At 46.8% G+C, this 17,762-nt stretch carries 19 protein-coding genes; 8 read left to right on the top strand and 11 right to left on the bottom strand.

The features are described from left to right. Positions 1–18: 18 nt before the first annotated feature. On the top strand, positions 19–1,590 hold the full coding sequence (locus tag FSB75_RS03165; protein WP_172623050.1) for a peptide ligase PGM1-related protein: 1,572 nt from the start codon (positions 19–21) through the stop codon (positions 1,588–1,590). Positions 1,591–1,672: 82 nt separating this feature from the next. Here FSB75_RS03165 and FSB75_RS03160 read toward each other — a convergent pair whose 3' ends face one another. The 4 genes from FSB75_RS03160 to FSB75_RS03145 all read right to left on the bottom strand — a co-directional run bounded on the left by FSB75_RS03160 (position 1,673) and on the right by FSB75_RS03145 (position 6,824). After that, positions 1,673–2,332: a DUF4294 domain-containing protein gene (locus tag FSB75_RS03160; protein ID WP_146782635.1), complete on the bottom strand. Its 660-nt coding sequence runs from the start codon at positions 2,330–2,332 to the stop codon at positions 1,673–1,675. 174 nt (positions 2,333–2,506) lie between these two features. Continuing rightward, positions 2,507–5,035, bottom strand: a complete 2,529-nt coding sequence (gene ccsA / locus FSB75_RS03155) for a cytochrome c biogenesis protein CcsA (protein WP_146782632.1) — start codon at positions 5,033–5,035, stop codon at positions 2,507–2,509. A gap of 6 nt (positions 5,036–5,041) precedes the next feature. Next, positions 5,042–5,461, bottom strand: a complete 420-nt coding sequence (locus FSB75_RS03150) for a cytochrome c maturation protein CcmE domain-containing protein (protein ID WP_146782630.1) — start codon at positions 5,459–5,461, stop codon at positions 5,042–5,044. 205 nt (positions 5,462–5,666) lie between these two features. Then, on the bottom strand, positions 5,667–6,824 hold the full coding sequence (locus FSB75_RS03145) for an acyl-CoA dehydrogenase (RefSeq protein WP_146782627.1): 1,158 nt from the start codon (positions 6,822–6,824) through the stop codon (positions 5,667–5,669). A gap of 156 nt (positions 6,825–6,980) precedes the next feature. Between FSB75_RS03145 and FSB75_RS03140 the strand changes: the two genes are divergently transcribed. Further along, on the top strand, positions 6,981–7,652 hold the full coding sequence (locus tag FSB75_RS03140) for a YggS family pyridoxal phosphate-dependent enzyme (RefSeq protein WP_146782624.1): 672 nt from the start codon (positions 6,981–6,983) through the stop codon (positions 7,650–7,652). Positions 7,653–7,691: 39 nt separating this feature from the next. Further along, entirely contained in the window at positions 7,692–7,883 is a 192-nt protein-coding gene (locus tag FSB75_RS03135; protein WP_146782621.1) for a hypothetical protein, read from the top strand. Between the two features lie 129 nt (positions 7,884–8,012). On the opposite strand, the gene FSB75_RS21760 is transcribed toward FSB75_RS03135, so the two are convergent. From FSB75_RS21760 to FSB75_RS03115, 5 genes are all read right to left on the bottom strand, one after another. After that, a complete protein-coding gene (locus tag FSB75_RS21760; RefSeq protein ID WP_172623049.1) occupies positions 8,013–8,165 on the bottom strand; it encodes a hypothetical protein in 153 nt (50 codons plus the stop codon). A 70-nt stretch (positions 8,166–8,235) separates the two neighbouring features. Continuing rightward, a complete protein-coding gene (locus FSB75_RS03130) occupies positions 8,236–9,126 on the bottom strand; it encodes a polysaccharide deacetylase family protein (protein ID WP_146782618.1) in 891 nt (296 codons plus the stop codon). 119 nt (positions 9,127–9,245) lie between these two features. Beyond that, complete coding sequence (locus FSB75_RS03125; RefSeq protein WP_146782615.1) at positions 9,246–9,908, bottom strand: endonuclease III domain-containing protein; 663 nt, start codon at positions 9,906–9,908, stop codon at positions 9,246–9,248. Beyond that, positions 9,905–10,366, bottom strand: a complete 462-nt coding sequence (locus tag FSB75_RS03120) for an NUDIX domain-containing protein (protein WP_146782613.1) — start codon at positions 10,364–10,366, stop codon at positions 9,905–9,907. Before FSB75_RS03120 ends, FSB75_RS03125 begins: the two co-directional genes overlap by 4 nt. Positions 10,367–10,368: 2 nt before the next feature. Further along, positions 10,369–10,575: a hypothetical protein gene (locus FSB75_RS03115; RefSeq protein ID WP_146782610.1), complete on the bottom strand. Its 207-nt coding sequence runs from the start codon at positions 10,573–10,575 to the stop codon at positions 10,369–10,371. An 89-nt stretch (positions 10,576–10,664) separates the two neighbouring features. On the opposite strand from FSB75_RS03115, the gene FSB75_RS03110 reads away from it, so the two are divergent. The 5 genes from FSB75_RS03110 (at position 10,665) to FSB75_RS03090 (ending at position 16,204) form a co-directional block, all read left to right on the top strand. Continuing rightward, positions 10,665–11,150, top strand: coding sequence for a DUF421 domain-containing protein (locus FSB75_RS03110; protein WP_146782607.1), 486 nt, complete (start codon positions 10,665–10,667; stop codon positions 11,148–11,150). Between the two features lie 25 nt (positions 11,151–11,175). Further along, the gene (gene panB / locus FSB75_RS03105) at positions 11,176–11,994 is read left to right on the top strand and encodes a 3-methyl-2-oxobutanoate hydroxymethyltransferase (RefSeq protein ID WP_146782604.1); all 819 of its coding nucleotides are present in this window, start codon (positions 11,176–11,178) and stop codon (positions 11,992–11,994) included. A gap of 52 nt (positions 11,995–12,046) precedes the next feature. Then, positions 12,047–13,975, top strand: a complete 1,929-nt coding sequence (locus FSB75_RS03100; RefSeq protein ID WP_172623048.1) for a TonB-dependent receptor plug domain-containing protein — start codon at positions 12,047–12,049, stop codon at positions 13,973–13,975. A 72-nt stretch (positions 13,976–14,047) separates the two neighbouring features. Next, complete coding sequence (amaB, locus tag FSB75_RS03095; RefSeq protein WP_146782598.1) at positions 14,048–15,574, top strand: L-piperidine-6-carboxylate dehydrogenase; 1,527 nt, start codon at positions 14,048–14,050, stop codon at positions 15,572–15,574. A gap of 225 nt (positions 15,575–15,799) precedes the next feature. Next, positions 15,800–16,204: a YcxB family protein gene (locus FSB75_RS03090; protein WP_146782594.1), complete on the top strand. Its 405-nt coding sequence runs from the start codon at positions 15,800–15,802 to the stop codon at positions 16,202–16,204. A gap of 57 nt (positions 16,205–16,261) precedes the next feature. On the opposite strand, the gene FSB75_RS03085 is transcribed toward FSB75_RS03090, so the two are convergent. Both FSB75_RS03085 and FSB75_RS03080 read right to left on the bottom strand, forming a co-directional pair. After that, complete coding sequence (locus FSB75_RS03085; RefSeq protein WP_146782592.1) at positions 16,262–16,627, bottom strand: DMT family protein; 366 nt, start codon at positions 16,625–16,627, stop codon at positions 16,262–16,264. Between the two features lie 70 nt (positions 16,628–16,697). Beyond that, positions 16,698–17,738, bottom strand: coding sequence for a tetratricopeptide repeat protein (locus tag FSB75_RS03080; protein WP_146782589.1), 1,041 nt, complete (start codon positions 17,736–17,738; stop codon positions 16,698–16,700). Positions 17,739–17,762 lie beyond the last annotated feature (24 nt).

Below are 17,762 nucleotides of genomic sequence, written 5' to 3'. Positions count from 1 at the left end.
CAGTAAACCAATAAAGCAATGGATGCACCAAACCATGCCTCTGCACTAAGACTGCAGCATCTATTCAACAGGCAGTACGCCGCTGAGTTGGATGAAGAAAGACGAGAATTTAGAAGGCTGCAAAAGAATTTTGAAGTACAATTCGAACGTTACTTCCCCGATAAGATGGCGCCTAAAACCGTCATCGTTGTCCCAAGCCTTACGCTTGATCCCGATACCCTCAAAAAAATCGAGGGCATCAACTTTTACGAAGAGCGGATGCTGTGCATGCTCATGCTGCTGCGCATGCCGCACACCAATGTCATTTATGTTACCAGCATGCCCATTGACCCAATAATTGTTGATTATTACCTGCACCTGCTGCCCGGCATCACAAGTTACCACGCACGTCAACGACTTACTTTATTAAGCTGTTTTGATGGTTCGTCAAAGTCATTAACAAAGAAAATCCTTGAAAGGCCACGTTTGGTAAAGCGCATTCGGGCCAGCATTCCCTTTGATCACGTGGCACACCTTGCGTGTTTTAACGTTACCGAAGCCGAACGTTCGCTGGCGGTGGCACTGCAGGTGCCGGTGTATGGTTGCGACCCCGACCTGGTGCACCTGGGCAACAAGAGCAACGGCCGAAAAATATTTTACGCTTGCGGCATTGCCACACCACCGGGGTTTGAAGACCTTTCAACAGAAGAAGACATTATCATGGCTTTGCTTCACCTGAAAGTCGAAAACCCGTCGCTAAAAAAAGCCGTCGTTAAAATCAACGAAGGCTTTTCCGGTGAAGGAAATGCAATCTTTTCTTATGCAGGCGCGCCGCCTGCTTCATGCCTGGAAACATGGATTAAAAATGAATTGCCGAAGCGTTTGCAAGTGGTGGCAGCCGACGCAAACTATCTTAGTTTTCTCGGGAAATTTAAAACCGAACGGGGTGTTGTGGAAGCCTTTATCGAAGGAGGTATCAAATGCTCTCCCTCAGTGCAATGCCGTGTCAATCCCCTGGGAAAGATCGATATCATTTCCACTCACGATCAAATGATGGGCGGCGAAGGCAGCCAGGTTTATTTAGGAGCCTCTTTTCCGGCTAACGCCGAGTACTCCGCAGCAATTGGTGAAATGGGTAGACGGATAGCGGAAGAGTTAAAGAACTACGGTGCGTTAGGTCGTTTTGCAATTGATTTCATCAGTGTGAAAGAAGCGGGACAATGGAAGCATTACGCCATCGAAATTAACTTGCGCAAAGGCGGCACAACCCATCCCTACCTGATGTTACAGTTTTTAACGTGCGGAACGTACGACGCTGCGAAAGGAATGTATTTTACCGGCAACGGGCAACCCCGTTATTACCTCTGCTCCGATAATCTGCAAAGCGATAGCTATAAAGGATTAACACCGCACGACATGATTGAGATTGCCATGTGCAACGAACTTTTATACGACGGCAGTTCGCAGGAAGGCGTAATGTTTCATTTGATCAGCGCTTTATCGCAATACGGAAAACTGGGGATTGTAAGCATTGGTTCTTCTCCTGAGAGGGCAGCATTTTTTTATAAAAAGACTGTGGATGTGTTGGCCAAAGAGGGAAACAGCGAATGATTATAAATGCTCTGCAGTGGGTACAATATTTATTGCTAATTAACTAGGATATACACCTCCCGCCTATTGCTTTCGTTCTAAATCAATTTGTAGCCGCAGGTCTCATCTCCGGCCGGTTTGGGTTCATGTACCAAACGCCATCAATCTCCCGCACAATGGCTTCAATCTGCCGGTCGGTGATATCGTTTTGCCAATCGTAAGGTTGCTTGAGACTGGAACCAAAAAAGAAAGCAACGGTTTGGTACAACCTTGCCTGTAAGCCGCCCCGGTATTCTTTAATAAGGTCGTAGCAATTGTTGCCTGTCTGCCGGTTGATTAGCTTCATCAAAACCCGCCCCTGGTAAACAGAAAGGTTGGAAAGCGGGTCGCTGAATTGTTTCTTCAACTCCTTCTCCCGCGACTTGATGTATTTTTTCCTCTCGCTATTATCCGAAACAATAAGGAGATGGGCATTTACATCATTAATAACGACTCCCGCTTGCCGCGCATAAGGATAAGTCACAAACACGGCGTTGCGCAAACGGTTGTAGGCCTGCATTTGTTTCAGCATCTGGTTGTAGGGCAACTTAGAAACGGTGACTTCGGGCAATTCGCTGTAAGGATAACTCACACCATCAACAATAATGGCCGGAACGACGATGGTATCATTCGGCCCCCATTTATTTTGTTGAGACGGTGTTTCCTGCGCACGGGCAACCGCAAAAGAAAAAAGAAAGCAGAAAAGAAATACACAGCAGCGCATGATTAAAAATAAGCCAGCCTTTTTCAAAAAGACAAGCCTTCTTAAAGAAATGCTGTTTAGAAAAATTTAAAGTTGGACGAAAAGTGAGACGTGAAAAGTAAACCGTGAAACCAGAGTGAGCGAAATCCGTAAAGACTTTTCGGTTTCACCTTTCTCATCTCACGTTTCACTTTCTTAAACCTCCACGCTTTTCCCGGCCGTCTTTACAATCTTTAGTCGCGCCTTGCTGACGCGGCCTTGCTGCCTACGGTAAAACAGGCTAACAATAAAGCCAAGAACCGTAATGATGGTGCCGAGCCAAACGAGATTGATAAAGGGGAATTTATACGCTTTCAGCGTTACGTACTGCATGATGGACTCAGACTCTTTTACGCCGAGTTCAATCTTTTTTCCATCCACTTTTTGCAATTGAAACACGAGGCTTTCAGCCGTAAGCGTGTCGGTTTGCAGAAAACTTTGTCCGTCTTTGTTAATGAGAATCGGCTTGCCTTCGTAGCGTGAACCCGTCTTGGCAAAAATATCCAGCGTTGCCACCGAAGCGCTGTCGTTTGGCCCAAGGGGTACGTTCGGAATGTTGCGGAAAGACTGCACGTTCTTTACCACGGCAAACCCCTTCGAATAGAAAACGGTATCGCCAACGTTTGCTTTTACAGTGCGGAAAGAAGACGTGTCCGCATTTTTTGCCGGGTCAGGCAAAGAAGTGATGTAAGTGAAAATATCGTAGTCCCAATAATGCTTGGCTGATGGATTAGCCATCAAACCACTTTGATTTTTGTAGTTGACAAATGCGTTCGGCGTAAGCGTAAAATTTTCTTTGCCGTCTTTGCGCTCAAACCGCAGGTTGTAATACCACAGCGGCTTTTCGGGATGAACGGAGTCTTTTGCGTACGTTACCCAAAACTTGCCCATGTCGGTTTTCGCGCCTTTCAAAAGCGTTAGGTTCTCTCCTGCTTTTTCTTTGCTGCCTTTGCCAAAATCCATGAAGATTCCCGAGGTATTGTACGATAGCACTTCTTTTTTCGACGACGAGATCAATATGCCGACGAGCAGCGTGGCAAAGCCCACGTGCGAAATGGCGCCGCCGGCCCGCTTCAAATTGGTTTTTAATCCCGTAAAAATATAACCGGCGTTGGCTACCAGCGAAAATACGGCGGCTACCACGGCGGTCCAGATAGCAACCATAAAACCAACGGTTTTTTCTTCGTAATTCACCTTGCCGAAGTAAACTACAAGCACACCCGCAACAAGACCAGCAGTTGCAGGCACGATGAGTTTTTTCAGAAATGGTGTACCAGTGGATTTGTATTTGAGGTACATGCCAATGCCCGTAATCAAACCGAGGATCAGCGCTACAAAAATTTGAATGCGGTTGTAGGAGTAAGTTGCGTCTTCGCCCAAGGCAATTGTACTGAAAGTTTTTTCCTTCCCGTTAAACAAGCCGAGAATTTTGTTGAAGACCGGAATGGAAGTCATCGTAATGATGAGCAGTGCGGCAAGAAACAAGACCAATGAACCAATAAACATCCAAAACTCTCTTGACGATGCCTCTTCTTCTTTGGCAATAAACGGAATGGATTTGTACCGCCGAAAGAACAAGCCAAGTCCCGGTAAAGCAAAGAGCAAAAGAAAAATGCGCAGGTGCCATTTGGTTATGCCTTCGCCCGTAAAAGCGTGAACCGAAGTATCCTGCAAATCGCCACTGCGGGTTAAATAAGTGGAGTAGAGAACAAACAAGAAAGACAGCAGCAAAAACAAAAACGTGGTGCGAAGTGCGTTGCCCGTGTGCCGGTAAATGACGAGTGTATGCAGGCCCGCCACCAAAATCAGCCAGGGCACAAGCGATGCGTTTTCCACCGGGTCCCAAGCCCAATAACCACCAAAGTTCAACGACTCATATGCCCAGGCCGCACCCATCATAATGCCCGTTCCCAATACTGCAGCCGAGAACAACGTCCAGGGCAAAGCGGGTTTCGTCCAGGCGCTGTATTTCTTCGTCCATAAGCCGCCTACGGCAAAAGCAAAAGGAATGATGGTGGAAGCAAAGCCCATGAAAAGCACGGGTGGATGAATTACCATCCAATAATTCTGCAACAGCGGATTCAGGTCGTTGCCATCCTTGATCATCGAAAGGTAATCCTGCCGGATGGCGCCGTTCATGTCGGAAAAAACCGGCGCATTATCCAGCACACCGGAATTGCGCAACAACAAAAATGGGTTCGACCCCATGTGCAACCCTGGAAAGCCGAGCAACATCGTGGCCAGCAGTATTTGTGCAAAGGCAATCACCGTCATCACCGGCCCTTCCCATTCTTTTTCTTTCCAAATGATTAGCGAACCGAGTACGCAATGCCAGATGCTCCAAAGCAGGAAGCTTCCTTCCTGTCCTTCCCAAAAACAACTGAGCAGGTATTCTTTTTCAAGCGAACGGCTGCTGTGTTGCCAGGCGTATTTGTATTCGAAATAATGATTGCTGATGATGTAAAAGAGAATGGAAAAAACGGCAAAAACCGAAAACACTTCCAGCGCAAAAAACAAACGCCCAAGTTTTTTCCATTGAGCAGCACCGGCGTTATTTGCAAGGCTGCGGCTTTTTTGTACGCTAAGAAAAAAACTCAGCGTAGCGCCAATAGAAGAAACAAAGGATAGAAGTAAAAAAAAATGTCCGAGTTTGCCGGGAAGAAGGTGCTCGCCGATGTAATTCATTCGAGATTAGTATTGATTCGCGGAACCGGATGCAAGATTCTTTTTGGCCTGTGCCGGGTCGTCTTTATACTTTGACGGGCACTTTGCCTGGATTTTGTTGCACTCAAAATAACCGTCGCGCATGTAGCCGTTCAGGTCAAGGCCTTCGCTGCGCTCCATGTCTTTTATTTTGGCTTCGGTGTAAACAACCTTGCTGCGCTGGCCTTTGGCATCAACGGCATAAAAAACCGTGAGGTTTGGGTTTTTTACTGCATCGTACTCAATGGCAACCGAGTTGTCGAGCTTCGTTTTTACCACTACGTACTTACCGGATTTTTCTTTGGCGGTGGAGAAGGTTTCCTGCGTCGTAAGGTCTTTCACAAAAAAAGACATGCCTACAATGCCGGCAACGGCCAGGAGCAATAAAGCAATGTGAATTTTTTTCATAACCGTTTAATAGCTGGACAAAGGTAGCGCAAAAGAACCCTTGAACCGGAGGCAGAAAGCTGATTTTCCGCATGAATTGCAGTTTTCACAAAATGAAAACGTGTGGGATAAATGGTGAATTGTGCAAACAAAACAGTCAAATAATTTAAAAGCCCTCTTTACAAGGGCTTTAGGGAAATAGATAGCTTATGCGTGAGCTTACCACTCACTGCTTTATAATCTCCCGGCCAATTACGATGCGCTGCACTTCACTTGTGCCTTCGTAAATCTGGGTGATTTTGGCGTCCCGCATCAGCCGCTCAACGTGGTATTCTTTTACGTAGCCGTAGCCGCCGTGAATTTGCACGGCTTCCACGGTTGTCCACATGGCTGTTTCCGATGCAAATACTTTTGCCATTGAAGCGCTTAAGGTATAATCGCGTTTCTGGTCTTTGTCAAAAGAGGCTTTGAAACAAAGCAACTTTGCCGCTTCAATGCGGGTAGCCATGTCGGCGAGTTTAAAGGCAATGGCCTGGTGTTCGGAGATGGGCTTGCCAAAGGCCTTTCTTTCTTTGGAATATTTCAGTGATAATTCGTAAGCGCCGGAGGCAATGCCAAGAGCCTGCGAAGCAATGCCGATGCGGCCACCGGCCAGCGTTTTCATAGCGAACTTAAAACCAAAGCCGTCTTCGCCAATACGGTTTTCTTTCGGCACTTTCACGTCGTTGAACATGATGGTGTGCGTGTCCGATGCACGAATGCCCAACTTGTTTTCTTTTCCGCCAACGACAACGCCCGGCCATGATTTTTCAACAATAAAAACCGAAATGCCTTTGTGTCCTTTCGACGGATCGGTTTGTGCAATCACTAGATAAACCGAAGCCGTGCCGCCGTTGGTGATCCAGTTTTTTGTACCGTTCAAAAGATAATGATCGCCTTTGTCTTCGGCGGTCGTTCGTTGTGAGGTAGCATCGCTGCCCGCTTCCGGTTCGCTTAATAGAAATGCGCCGGTGTACAATGCACCGTCCTTTTTTCCCTGTGCCAGTGGCGTTAAATATTTTTGTTTCTGTTCTTCGGTGCCGTAAGCTTCCAGGCCGTAACAAACAAGGCTGTTGTTCACGCTCATGCAAACACTCACGCTTGCATCCACCTTGCTGATTTCTTCCATCGCAAGAACATAACTGACTGTATCCAGGCCCGCGCCGCCGTAATCGGTGCTTACCATCATTCCCAAAAATCCGAGGTCAGCGAGTTTTTCCAGTTGTTCACGGGGAAACTGCATTTTTTCGTCGCGTTCAATCACGCCGGGCAAGCATTCGGCCTGTGCAAAGTCGCGGGCCGCCTGTTGTATCATCAGGTGCTCTTCGCTTAATTGAAAGTTCATAACAAGCAAAAATTTGTGCGCAAATGTAGTTGTGAATCCGCAACCGTCAAATGCGTGCGGTGTTGCACTTAACCATTAACTGCGTTGCTGACCACAAAGCCAAACGTTTACGAATGCAAAAACGCAAGCTACATTTACACCGCTTAATCAAGTCAGATGTTTGTTAACCCAGAGAATTATTTTTCTATTTTAAAAGAAACACAAGCCGCCAACGCCACCCTCGTAGCCGTAAGCAAAACCAAACCCGTAGAAGCCATCAAAGAGCTTTATGACCTGGGCCACCGCGATTTTGGCGAGAACTATGTGCAGGAATTGCTGAACAAAGAAGCGCAACTCCCGAAAGACATTCGCTGGCATTTCATTGGGCACTTGCAAGGCAACAAGGTCAAATACATCGCACCGTTTGTGCGCCTCATTCACGGCATTGACAGCTTCAAACTGCTAAAGGAAGTGAACAAGCAAGGAGGAAAAAACAATCGGGTCATTGACGTTCTGCTTCAGGTGCACATTGCGCAGGAAGAAACAAAATTTGGTTTCAGTGAGGAAGAATTAAACACGAGTTTCAATCACGAATTGCAGGAATTAAACAACATTTGTGTTAGCGGCTTAATGGGCATGGCTTCATTTACCGAAGACATGAACAAAGTGCGAAACGAATTCAAAAACTTAAAAAGAATCTTCGACCAACACGCCCAACTCCAAACCCCAAACTTCAAACTCCAAACTCTTTCCATGGGCATGAGCGCCGATTACAAGATTGCGCTCGAAGAAGGCAGCAACCTGATTCGCGTCGGAAGTTTGTTGTTTGGCAAACGGCAAAACGGCTGAGTTGGCACAACTTTTTTAAAACTGAACGAAAGCTTTATTATGAAAAAGATTTTTTTCTCTCTTGCTGCTGCTTTCTACAGCACTTTACTCCTTGCCCAGGAAAAAGACGTGAACGTAAACATTAATACAAAAGGAAGCAATTGGTACGCTTCGCCCTGGATTTGGGTTGTTGGCGCCGCTGTTTTTATTTTGTTGTTAGTAGCCTTAACCCGTGGCGGCCGGAGAGATTAAAGTCTGAAGGAGATTCGTTGTCCCTCTCGTCCGTATAAAATAAAAAAAGATGCAGGTAAACCTTGCATCTTTTTTTATTTGATACCGTTTAAAAACCGTCCACCTAATCTCACTCAACGCATCCGCAAATCAGTTGTCGGGAAAGTTTTCTTTCATTAAATATTTCGATTGATTCAACTGGTTCCTGCTCATTGTCCGCAGATCTTCTTCGGTAGTACGGGTGAGGTACAACAGGTAACAGATTAACACAATCAGCACCACAAAAAACCACAAAGGAAACATAACCACAATTTGTTTTATAAAGTCAAAGACTGTTCCAAATTATGGTAACGCTGCATCCGTTGCGCACAGTTTATTCACTACGGCTGAAAGCACTCTTCATAACCTTTAACATTCCTTCCGGCGACCATTGAAACGGCACAATCATCCGGCGCACGGTGTAAAGCGGTTCTTCCGGATCGCGTTTGGTGCTCAGTTGAAACGCGAGTTTAAAACCGCGTGATTTTAACTCCGGTATGCCGGCTTTGCTCCAGATGCCAAAGGGGTAAGCGAAGTAGTGAATGGGTTTGCCGGTGATGTCTTCAAGTTGCTTGCGCTTGTCAACCAATTGGAGGTCCCAATCGTTTGCAATCATCTTTTTTGAATCACGGTCAAGGTGAGGTGTGGTGAGGTAACGGTCCACACGATCGTGACGCCAGGTGTGGCTTGCAACCACATGGCCTTCATCGGAAAGTTGTTTGATTTGTTCCTTGTTCATGTATCGCGGCCGGCCAATGGAAATGGTCATGATGAAATAAACGCCTTTGAAACCGTATTTATCCATCTCGGGTTTTGCAACGCTGAATTGCTCTTCGTCGGTATCGTCGTACGTAAGCATAAACGGCTTGGAAGGCAATTGTTTTCCGTAAACCAGGTAATCATAAAGTTGATCAGGCAGCACGGTATGATAACCGCTGTCGTGCAAAATTTTCATCTGCGCTTTAAATCCGTCAACAGTAACGGCGTATTCGCTTTTTGCATCAGGACGAATGTGATGATAGCAAAGGATCGGCACTTGCGGACGCGCCATGATGGTTGCGGCATCAGCAGCCGGACCGGTTGGCTTCGCCTCTTCCGTTTTAGCAGAATCTTTTGCTGATGCAGTTTGCTTGCTTTCAGAATTTGCGGCGTCGGTTTTGGTTGAATTTGAATTGGTGCAACTGAACAAAAAAGCCGCACCGGCAATGAGGAGAATGTTTTTCATAAAAAGATGATGAAGTTGTGGCGCAAAATTGCCTTCTTTCGCGACACTTCAAAATATTTTTTGCCGAAGAAAACTTAAAACTGCTTGATGGCAATACAACAAGGCGATTACTTCTTCTTTCAACGGTGTTTTGTTACGCCTACCTGCCGGCAATAGTGAAGCACGGAACATGTAGAACAAAAAGGTGAATGCAGTACACAAATGTGTTTGCCAAACGGCATCAGCAAACGGTTTACATCAATCCATTTTTTCTTTGGTATTATTTCTTCCAAGGCTTGCATTGTTTTCTCCGGTGTTTTGGTTTCAACAAGGCCCCAACGATTGACAACGCGATGGACGTGCACATCCACACTGATTCCGGCATGACCGGCAGCCACGCCCAGCGCCAGTTTGGCGCATTTCGGCCCTACCCCTTTCAAGGCAGTAAGTTTTTCATAATCGGCGGGCAGTTCGCCGCCAAATTCCTCAACGGCAGCTTTTGCAATGCCGAGCATTGTATGGGCTTTTTGTCCGGGGTATTGCGAACCGTACAGCATTTTTTCCAATTCACCCGGCGAAAGCATCAGCATTTCTTTTGGTGTGCGGGCTTTTGCAAAAAGATTTTCGGAAATGGGTATTGTTGTTTCATCTAAGGTGCGAATGGAAATGATGCAGGAAAGGAGTTGTTCAAACAGCGAAGCATAGCCTTTCTCTTTCAGCTCAAACATGGCTGCTTTTGGATAAAGCTTCACAGCCTTTTCAATCCGCTTCAGCATGTCGGGTATGTCAAAAGGCTTTTTCACGTTTTCAACTTAAGCAGTAAATCATCAAGCAATTCAGTTTGCGCGGGATTTATCTTCTCCCTCGCTTCTTTCACGGAAAACCATGCGGCTTTGTCCACTTCGGGCACGGTTATCCATTTGCCGGATTTGTAGGGGTATTCCATTTTGAACGTATTTGAAATAACGGCGTCGGCATTTAGTTCAGCTTCCACCGCCCAAGCGTATACAAACTTTCCACTTTTCTGTTGGATTGTTTTCAGCTCAACAAAATCTCCGTTTACTTCCTGGCCGGTTTCTTCGGCAAACTCGCGGCGGGCTGCTTGTAGCGGCTCTTCGTCTTCCGCAAATTCACCTTTCGGAATGCTCCACGCACCACTCTCTTTTCCTTTCCAAAACGGTCCGCCAGGATGAATCAAAAAGACTTCGAGAACAGAATTTTTCTTTCGGTAAACTAATAAGCCTGCACTCTTTCGCGCCATTGCTATGGTTGGTTAATGGGCTGGTCGCTTTCCTGCGAGGGATCGCCGTCAACTTTATTTTTTCCTCTTTGCGTATCGGCTACAATGTCCTCAACCGGTCCTTCGTGTTCTTCTTCGCCCGGCGCTTTGTCAACGCCCTGGCGGCCGCGGTGCGGACCGGCCATTTGACTTGGATTGTTGAGCTGCTTTTTGTTTTTTTCGTTCTCCATAAAATTTGTTTTAACTACCGCTTACAAATTTGTGCCACACCGCTCACCTGCCTCTGGCATTCTTTTTCGTTTGCTTTGTTTAAAAAACTATGGACATAACACAGATATGGGGAAACAAAGCCGACATTGGTCCGCTTGAGATCGTCGCTCGTTCCGCTGTGATGTTTGTTTACATGATCATACTGTTACGCATCACGGGCATGCGCACCTTTGGAAAGGGTGATGTGTTTGATGACATTCTAACGATTCTGTACGGAGCGGTACTGGCAAGAGGCATCGTCGGCGCAACGCCGTTTGTTTCGGCGATGGCTTCAGGAGCGGCTTTGGTTTGTTTGCATTTTGTTTTTTCCAAACTAACTTATTTTAACAAGGGGTTCGGACGATTAATAAAAGGAAAGCCGTTTCTTTTATACAAGAACGGCAGGTTTGAAAGGAGGAACATGGAAAAGAGCAATATTTCCGAACACGACATAATGGAAGAACTGCGCATTAACGTACAAAAAGATTCATTAACAGACATAGAAGAAGTGCGGCTGGAGCGAACCGGTGAGGTGAGTTTTGTGAAAAAAACCTGACCCTATCTTTGGCAAAATTCCACCAATGAGCGCTAACGCACCGGAAGTCAAACGCATCACTACGCATACGGTTCAGAAGATGAAAGCCGCGGGCAAGAAAATTTCGATGATCACGGCTTATGACTTTTCCTTCGCTTCCATCTTCGACGCGGCGGGCATTGATGTGATTCTTGTAGGGGACTCGGCATCAAACGTCATGGCGGGTCACGAAACAACGCTCCCCATCACGTTGGATCAAATGATTTACCACGCATCGTCAGTTATTCGAGGAGCAAAGCGAAGCCTGGTAGTGGTTGACCTGCCCTTTGGTTCTTATCAATCCAACAGCGATATTGCCCTCGCTTCGGCCATTCGCATCATGAAAGAGACCGGCGCACACGCCATTAAACTGGAAGGCGGTGAAGAAGTGCTGGAATCTGTTAAACGCATCATTGGTGCGGGCATCCCGGTGATGGCGCATCTTGGCCTGACACCGCAAAGCATTTACAAGTTCGGCACCTATAACGTTCGCGCAAAAGAAGAAGCCGAAGCCGCCAAGTTGCGCAACGACGCAAAGCTGTTGGAAGAAGCCGGCTGCTTTGCTGTGGTGCTGGAAAAAATTCCGGCAGCCCTTGCAAAAGAAGTTTCCGAACCACTGGAGATTCCAACCATCGGCATTGGCGCAGGCCCGCATTGCGACGGACAAGTATTGGTGATGCACGACATGCTCGGCATCAACACCGAATTCAAGCCGCGTTTTCTGCGGCAATATTTAAATCTTCACGAACAAATTACCGGCGCCGTTCAAAAGTATATAGCCGATGTGAAAAGTAATGATTTCCCGAGTGCGGCGGAGTCGTATTGAGTGGGCTTTACAAGATTCTCCGCTACTTATCTTCGCCGCCAATTTAAAAGCTATGAGAAAAAGAGTTCTTTTTTTCACCGGCATTCTGCCCTTTGTTTTTTTGTCGGCAAAAGCACAGGGACCAGAGCTTGATCCGGTCACCATCACCTCTTCCATCAATCCCATAAAAGCTTCGCAAACCGGACGAAACCTTCTTGTGATTAAAGGCGAACGCTTTGCGCAGTTGCCCGTTCATTCGCTTGACGAGCTGTTGCGTTATTTGCCGGGCATTGAATTGCAGGCACGCGGGCCTTTCGGTTCGCAAAGCGACATCACCTTGCGCGGCGGTACTTTTCAGCAAGTGCTCGTGATTGTTGACGGTGTTCGCGTGAACGATCCAAACACGGGACACTTCACCACCAACATTCCACTTGCGCCGGGCGAAATTGACCGCATTGAAATTTTAAAAGGCGCTTCTTCGGCGCTTTATGGTTCCGATGCTGTGGGCGGTGTCGTCAACATCATCACCAAAACATTTGCTACAAAATCAACCGTTCAAAAGCTGCAAACAACCGCGCAATTCACCGGCGGCGAATACGGCTTTTATTCGGTGAATGCCGCCGTTTACGCATCGAACGGCAAAACAAGTTTTGGCGCTGGTATTTTATCAAACAACACAACCGGTCAATTGCAACGCGGTACACGTGGCTTTGTCAATGCAACGACGGTTTCGGCTTCCGTTGGTCATGCCTTCAACGAAAAATGGAATCTTTCTTTTCGCTCTGCTTATGATCACCGAAAATTTGCCGCACAGAATTTTTATACGTCTTCCACTGCCGACACGGCACAGGAAACGCTCAAAACGTTTTGGAATCAATTGCAGGTTTTGCGACAAGCGGCCAACAACACGCTTCGTGTGCAAATTGGCTACAAGCAATTGCAGGATAGTTTTGCTTTCAACAAACTCACGCCTACCAATCAAAACAAAACGGAATTGTGGCAAGCTTTGTTGACGAATGAAAGAAAACTCGGTGCCAACACAACACTCACACCCGGACTTCAATTCATCAACAAAAAAATCACGTCGAATGACCGGGGCAACCACAACGTAAATCTTGCTGCGGCCTTTCTTATTTTATCGCAGCGTTTTGGTGAACACGTTTTCGTTTCGCCGGCTGCAAGATTGGAATGGAACGAACGAGCCGGATGGGAAGCCGTGCCGCAACTAAATCTTTCGTATCGCAGTTCGCAATGGCAATTGCGCGGTAGTGCGGGCAAAACCATTCGCGATGCTGATTTTACAGAACGCTACAACAATTACAACAAATCGTTTGTAAGCAACGGACAGCGTTTGGGCAACCCGGATTTGGAAGCCGAACGTTCGTTCAGCTACGAAGCCGGCGCGGATTATTTTTTGGCCAATACATTGAAACTCTCAGGCACTTTTTTTCAGCGCCGTCATAAAAACTTAATTGACTACGTGCTGACACCGGCTGCGCAAATTCCGCACAACAGCAACCTTGCAGCAAACGGCATGTATGCGTTTGCAAAAAACATTGCCGAAGTAACCACAACGGGTTACGAAGGCGATGTACAATTTTCAAAACCGTTGACGAACAATAGCAATCTTTGGGTAACGCTGGGCCTTGTTTGGCTGAACGACGAGAGCAGCAACAACACCGCGTCGCTTTATGTTTCGTCGCACGCAAGGTTTCAAACAAATTTTGCGGTGAGTTATACGCAAAAACGTTTTGCACTTTCAGTAAACGGTCTTTATAAAAAAAGGCAGCAGCAAAAATCTTCGTCGCCGCTCATCGTACCTGTTACATCCGACTACGTTTTGCTGAACGCAAAAGCCGAAGCTTTCATTTTGAAAAACAAGCTCAGTGCTTTTACCGAAGTGGACAACCTGCTTGACAGAACCTATACCGATTTGCTTGGTGCGCTAATGCCGCGCCGCTGGTTCATGGCCGGAATCAAAATATCTTTAGCAGGCAAATGAGAAAGCTATCAGCTTTCAGCGATTGACAATTCCAGATATTGGATATTGAAATCAGAAACCAGAATTCATTTTATGCACGACATTCTTCAACAACTCGGCATCACAGAAAACAACAACGGCGCGTCTACAGGAAGCAACTGGGTTAAAAGCAGCGGTAAAGTCATTACGTCTTTTTCTCCCGTTGACGGAAAAAAAATTGCGGACGTTGTGAGTGCCGATGACAAAGCATACGAAGAAGTCATCAACACCGCATCAAAAGCTTTTTTGGAATGGCGGCTATGGCCTTCGCCCAAACGCGGCGATGTGGTGCGGCAATTTGCCGAATCATTGCGCAAGTATAAAGAGCCGCTGGGCAAATTGGTTTCCTATGAAATGGGAAAAAGTTTGCAAGAAGGTTACGGCGAAGTGCAGGAAATGATTGACATCTGCGATTTTGCCGTTGGGCTTTCGCGGCAGTTGCACGGGCTGACCATGCACAGCGAACGGCCCGGCCACCGCATGTACGAGCAATGGCATCCACTGGGCATTGTGGGCATCATTTCGGCGTTCAATTTCCCGGTTGCAGTATGGAGTTGGAACACGGCACTGGCGCTGGTTTGCGGCGATGTTTGCGTGTGGAAGCCTTCGGAAAAAACACCGCTTTGCGCCGTTGCTTGCCAGAAAATCATTGCCGATGTTTTTACAGCCAACAACGTTCCCGAAGGCGTTTGCAATTTGTTGGTGGGTGAAAGAGAGCTTGGCGAACGCATGGCGGCTGATGTGCGCATTCCGTTGGTATCGGCTACGGGTTCTACACGCATGGGGAAGGCCGTGGGTGCGGCCGTAGGTGCAAGGCTCGGCCGTTCGTTATTGGAATTGGGCGGCAACAACGCCATCATCATTTCAAAAGATGCCGACCTTGATATGGCGCTGGTGGGTTGCGTTTTTGGTGCGGTGGGCACGGCCGGACAGCGTTGCACTACCACGCGCCGGTTAATTATCCACGAAGAAGTTTACAATTCTTTTCGCGACAAATTGGTGAATGCTTACAAGCAATTGCGCATCGGCAATCCGCTGGACGAAAATGTGCACGTGGGTCCGTTGATTGACAAAGACGCAGTGAAGATGTACGAAGACGCGATTGAACGCTGCAAGACCGAAGGCGGAAAGTTTTTGGTAGAAGGCGGCGTGTTGAAAGGTGATGGTTACGAAAGCGACTGTTACGTGAAGCCCGCCGTTGCAGAAGTGCAACCACATTTTAACGTGGTACAGCACGAAACCTTTGCGCCGATTTTATACCTGATGAAATACAAAACTTTCGACGAAGCCGTCGCCATTCAGAACGGCGTGCCGCAAGGTTTGTCGTCGAGCATTATGACGTTGAACCTTCGCGAAGCAGAAGCTTTTCTTTCGGCGGCCGGCAGTGATTGCGGCATTGCCAACGTGAACATCGGTACATCGGGTGCGGAGATTGGCGGTGCTTTCGGCGGCGAAAAAGAAACCGGCGGCGGAAGGGAAAGCGGTTCCGATGCCTGGCGCATTTACATGCGGCGCCAAACGAATACAATTAATTACAGCAACAAGTTGCCGTTGGCGCAGGGGATTAAGTTTGATTTGTAGTGAACAAATTTGTTAAGGATAAAAGCTTTGCGTTTGCAGCTTTGTGAGTTGACGGCAAACTAATTAAAGAAGGAATGCAACGGTTGAGAATAACAGTGCCGGAAAGAATGTAAGGTGGATTAAAAACGCTTTAATTTAGCCGCTATGATTATTAAGACCAAACTAACCGAAAAAGATTTTATCAGCGTAAATTTTGTTTTGCTTTACCGCAGGCCACTTCATGTATTGTTTTCCATTCTTGCAGTGCTGTTGTTGATCTATTCGGCCATTGCACAGTTTATTGATATTGGTGAGGTTACATTGGCAACAATTTTAGCACCTACTGTCGTTCTTTTCGTAATACCATTAATCACCTATTTCGCAGCAAAGAGAAACTACCGCACGGCTGCAAGAATGAACGAAGTAATTGAATATAATTTTACCCGCGACTTCTTAGATGTCAAAGGCGAATCTTTTTCATCACAATTGGGTTGGAACAAATTTTATAAAATAACAAAAACGAAAAATTGGCTATTGGTTTGGCAGAACAATCGGTCAGCGAACATCATCCCAATGCGAGATGTATGGGAAAGCCAATTGGAAGAACTGAAAGAAATTCTGCAAAAAAACAAGGTCAAAAATAATTTGTAACAGGAGTTCGCACTTCGTTATTTGCACCGAAAGCATTTGGGTTGCGTTTTTATGTCCTTACCGAAACGCAAACCACACCGCTCCCACCAACAACAAAGCCGCAATCCCGTGATTGTACGTTAAGTGTTCGCCGCTAAAAAACACCCGCGCAAACAAAACAAAAATTGTCAGCGTAACTACCTCCTGTATCACCTTTAATTGAAACAGCGAGAAAGGCCCGCCGTTTTCTTTGAAGCCGATTTTGTTTGCCGGCACCTGGAAGCAATATTCAAAAAACGCCAGTCCCCAACTGATTAAAATAATGAGGAACAAACCGGCTTTTGTGAGCCAGCCCCAGTCTTTAAATTTCAGGTGGCCGTACCAGGCCAGAGTCATAAAAACATTGGAAACAATCAACAAACCGACGGTGTAAACTCCTTTCATGCGACTCAAATTAAGGCAAACAAAAATGCCTGTGGCTAACAGGCATTTCAAAAATTAAACCGCGAAAGATTTAGAAACCGCCCGGCATTTTCTTCTCCGTTTTTAATCCGGCGAGACTCGGGTCCATCGCGATGGCCTTGTCGCAAAGGCGGCGGCCGTTGTCGGTTTGCCCTTTTTTTTGGTAAGCCATGCCCATCATGTACAAGGCTTCAGCTTTCTTTTCGTCCACAGCCAAAATCTTGTTGTAATAGTTAATGGCATCGTCGTATTTACTCGCGTCGTAGCAGGTTTCGGCAATCATATCAAGCAGACCAAGATCGGTAGGACGTTTTTCCAGCACTTCTTTCATCACTGCCAAGCCTTCGTTAAACTTGCCGGCGTTGATGTAAGCCGTTGCCAGGTTTTGGGTGTATTCGTTGTCCTTGCGGTAGCCCTTCTCTCCCGCTTCCAGCATATATTTCAGCGCATTTGGGTTGTCGTTGATGCCGTAATAAACAAGGGCCAATTCGTAAATCCAACGGTTGTTGGCAGGCTGCAAAGCCAGTGCTTTTTGAAACTGTGGAATGGCTTGCTTGAAGTTTTGCATGTTGGTGTAAGCCGTTGCCAAAGTGTGCGGAATTTCGCCGTTCGTTGGATCATCTTTTGCGGCGGCTTCCAGTGCCGGAATGGCTTTTCCTAAATCTTCTTGTTCATAATAGGCGCGGCCAATGACGTAATCGGTTTTTTCGGCGGCATCGGCTTTCTTCAAGGCCTGCGCATACTTCACCGCATCGGGCCATTGCCGCATGTTGAAGCTAAGGTTCATCAACTGTTTGCAGGTAGCGGCTGATTTGTCGCCGAGGCTTTCGGCCTGCATAAATTTTTCTTTGGCTTTGCCTAAAAAATTCACAGCGAAATAAGCGTTGCCCAATTCGGTGACAACCTGCAGGTTGGCCTTGTTAAAGGCGTACGCTTTTTCCAGGTTTTTGACCACTTCCATGCGGCGGCCTTTTACTTTTTCATCAAGGCCTTTTTGAAGATAAAACGCGGAGCTGTCTGTTTGCGCAAAAGCGGAAAGGGAAAGAGCAGCAAAGGCTGCGGTGACGACGGATTTTTGCATGGGTATTTTCATTGGTTATTGAGAGGCCAAAATAGA

Source organism: Flavisolibacter ginsenosidimutans (assembly GCF_007970805.1).
GTDB lineage: Bacteria > Bacteroidota > Bacteroidia > Chitinophagales > Chitinophagaceae > Flavisolibacter > Flavisolibacter ginsenosidimutans.
This window is presented reverse-complemented; position numbering and strand designations above follow the sequence as displayed.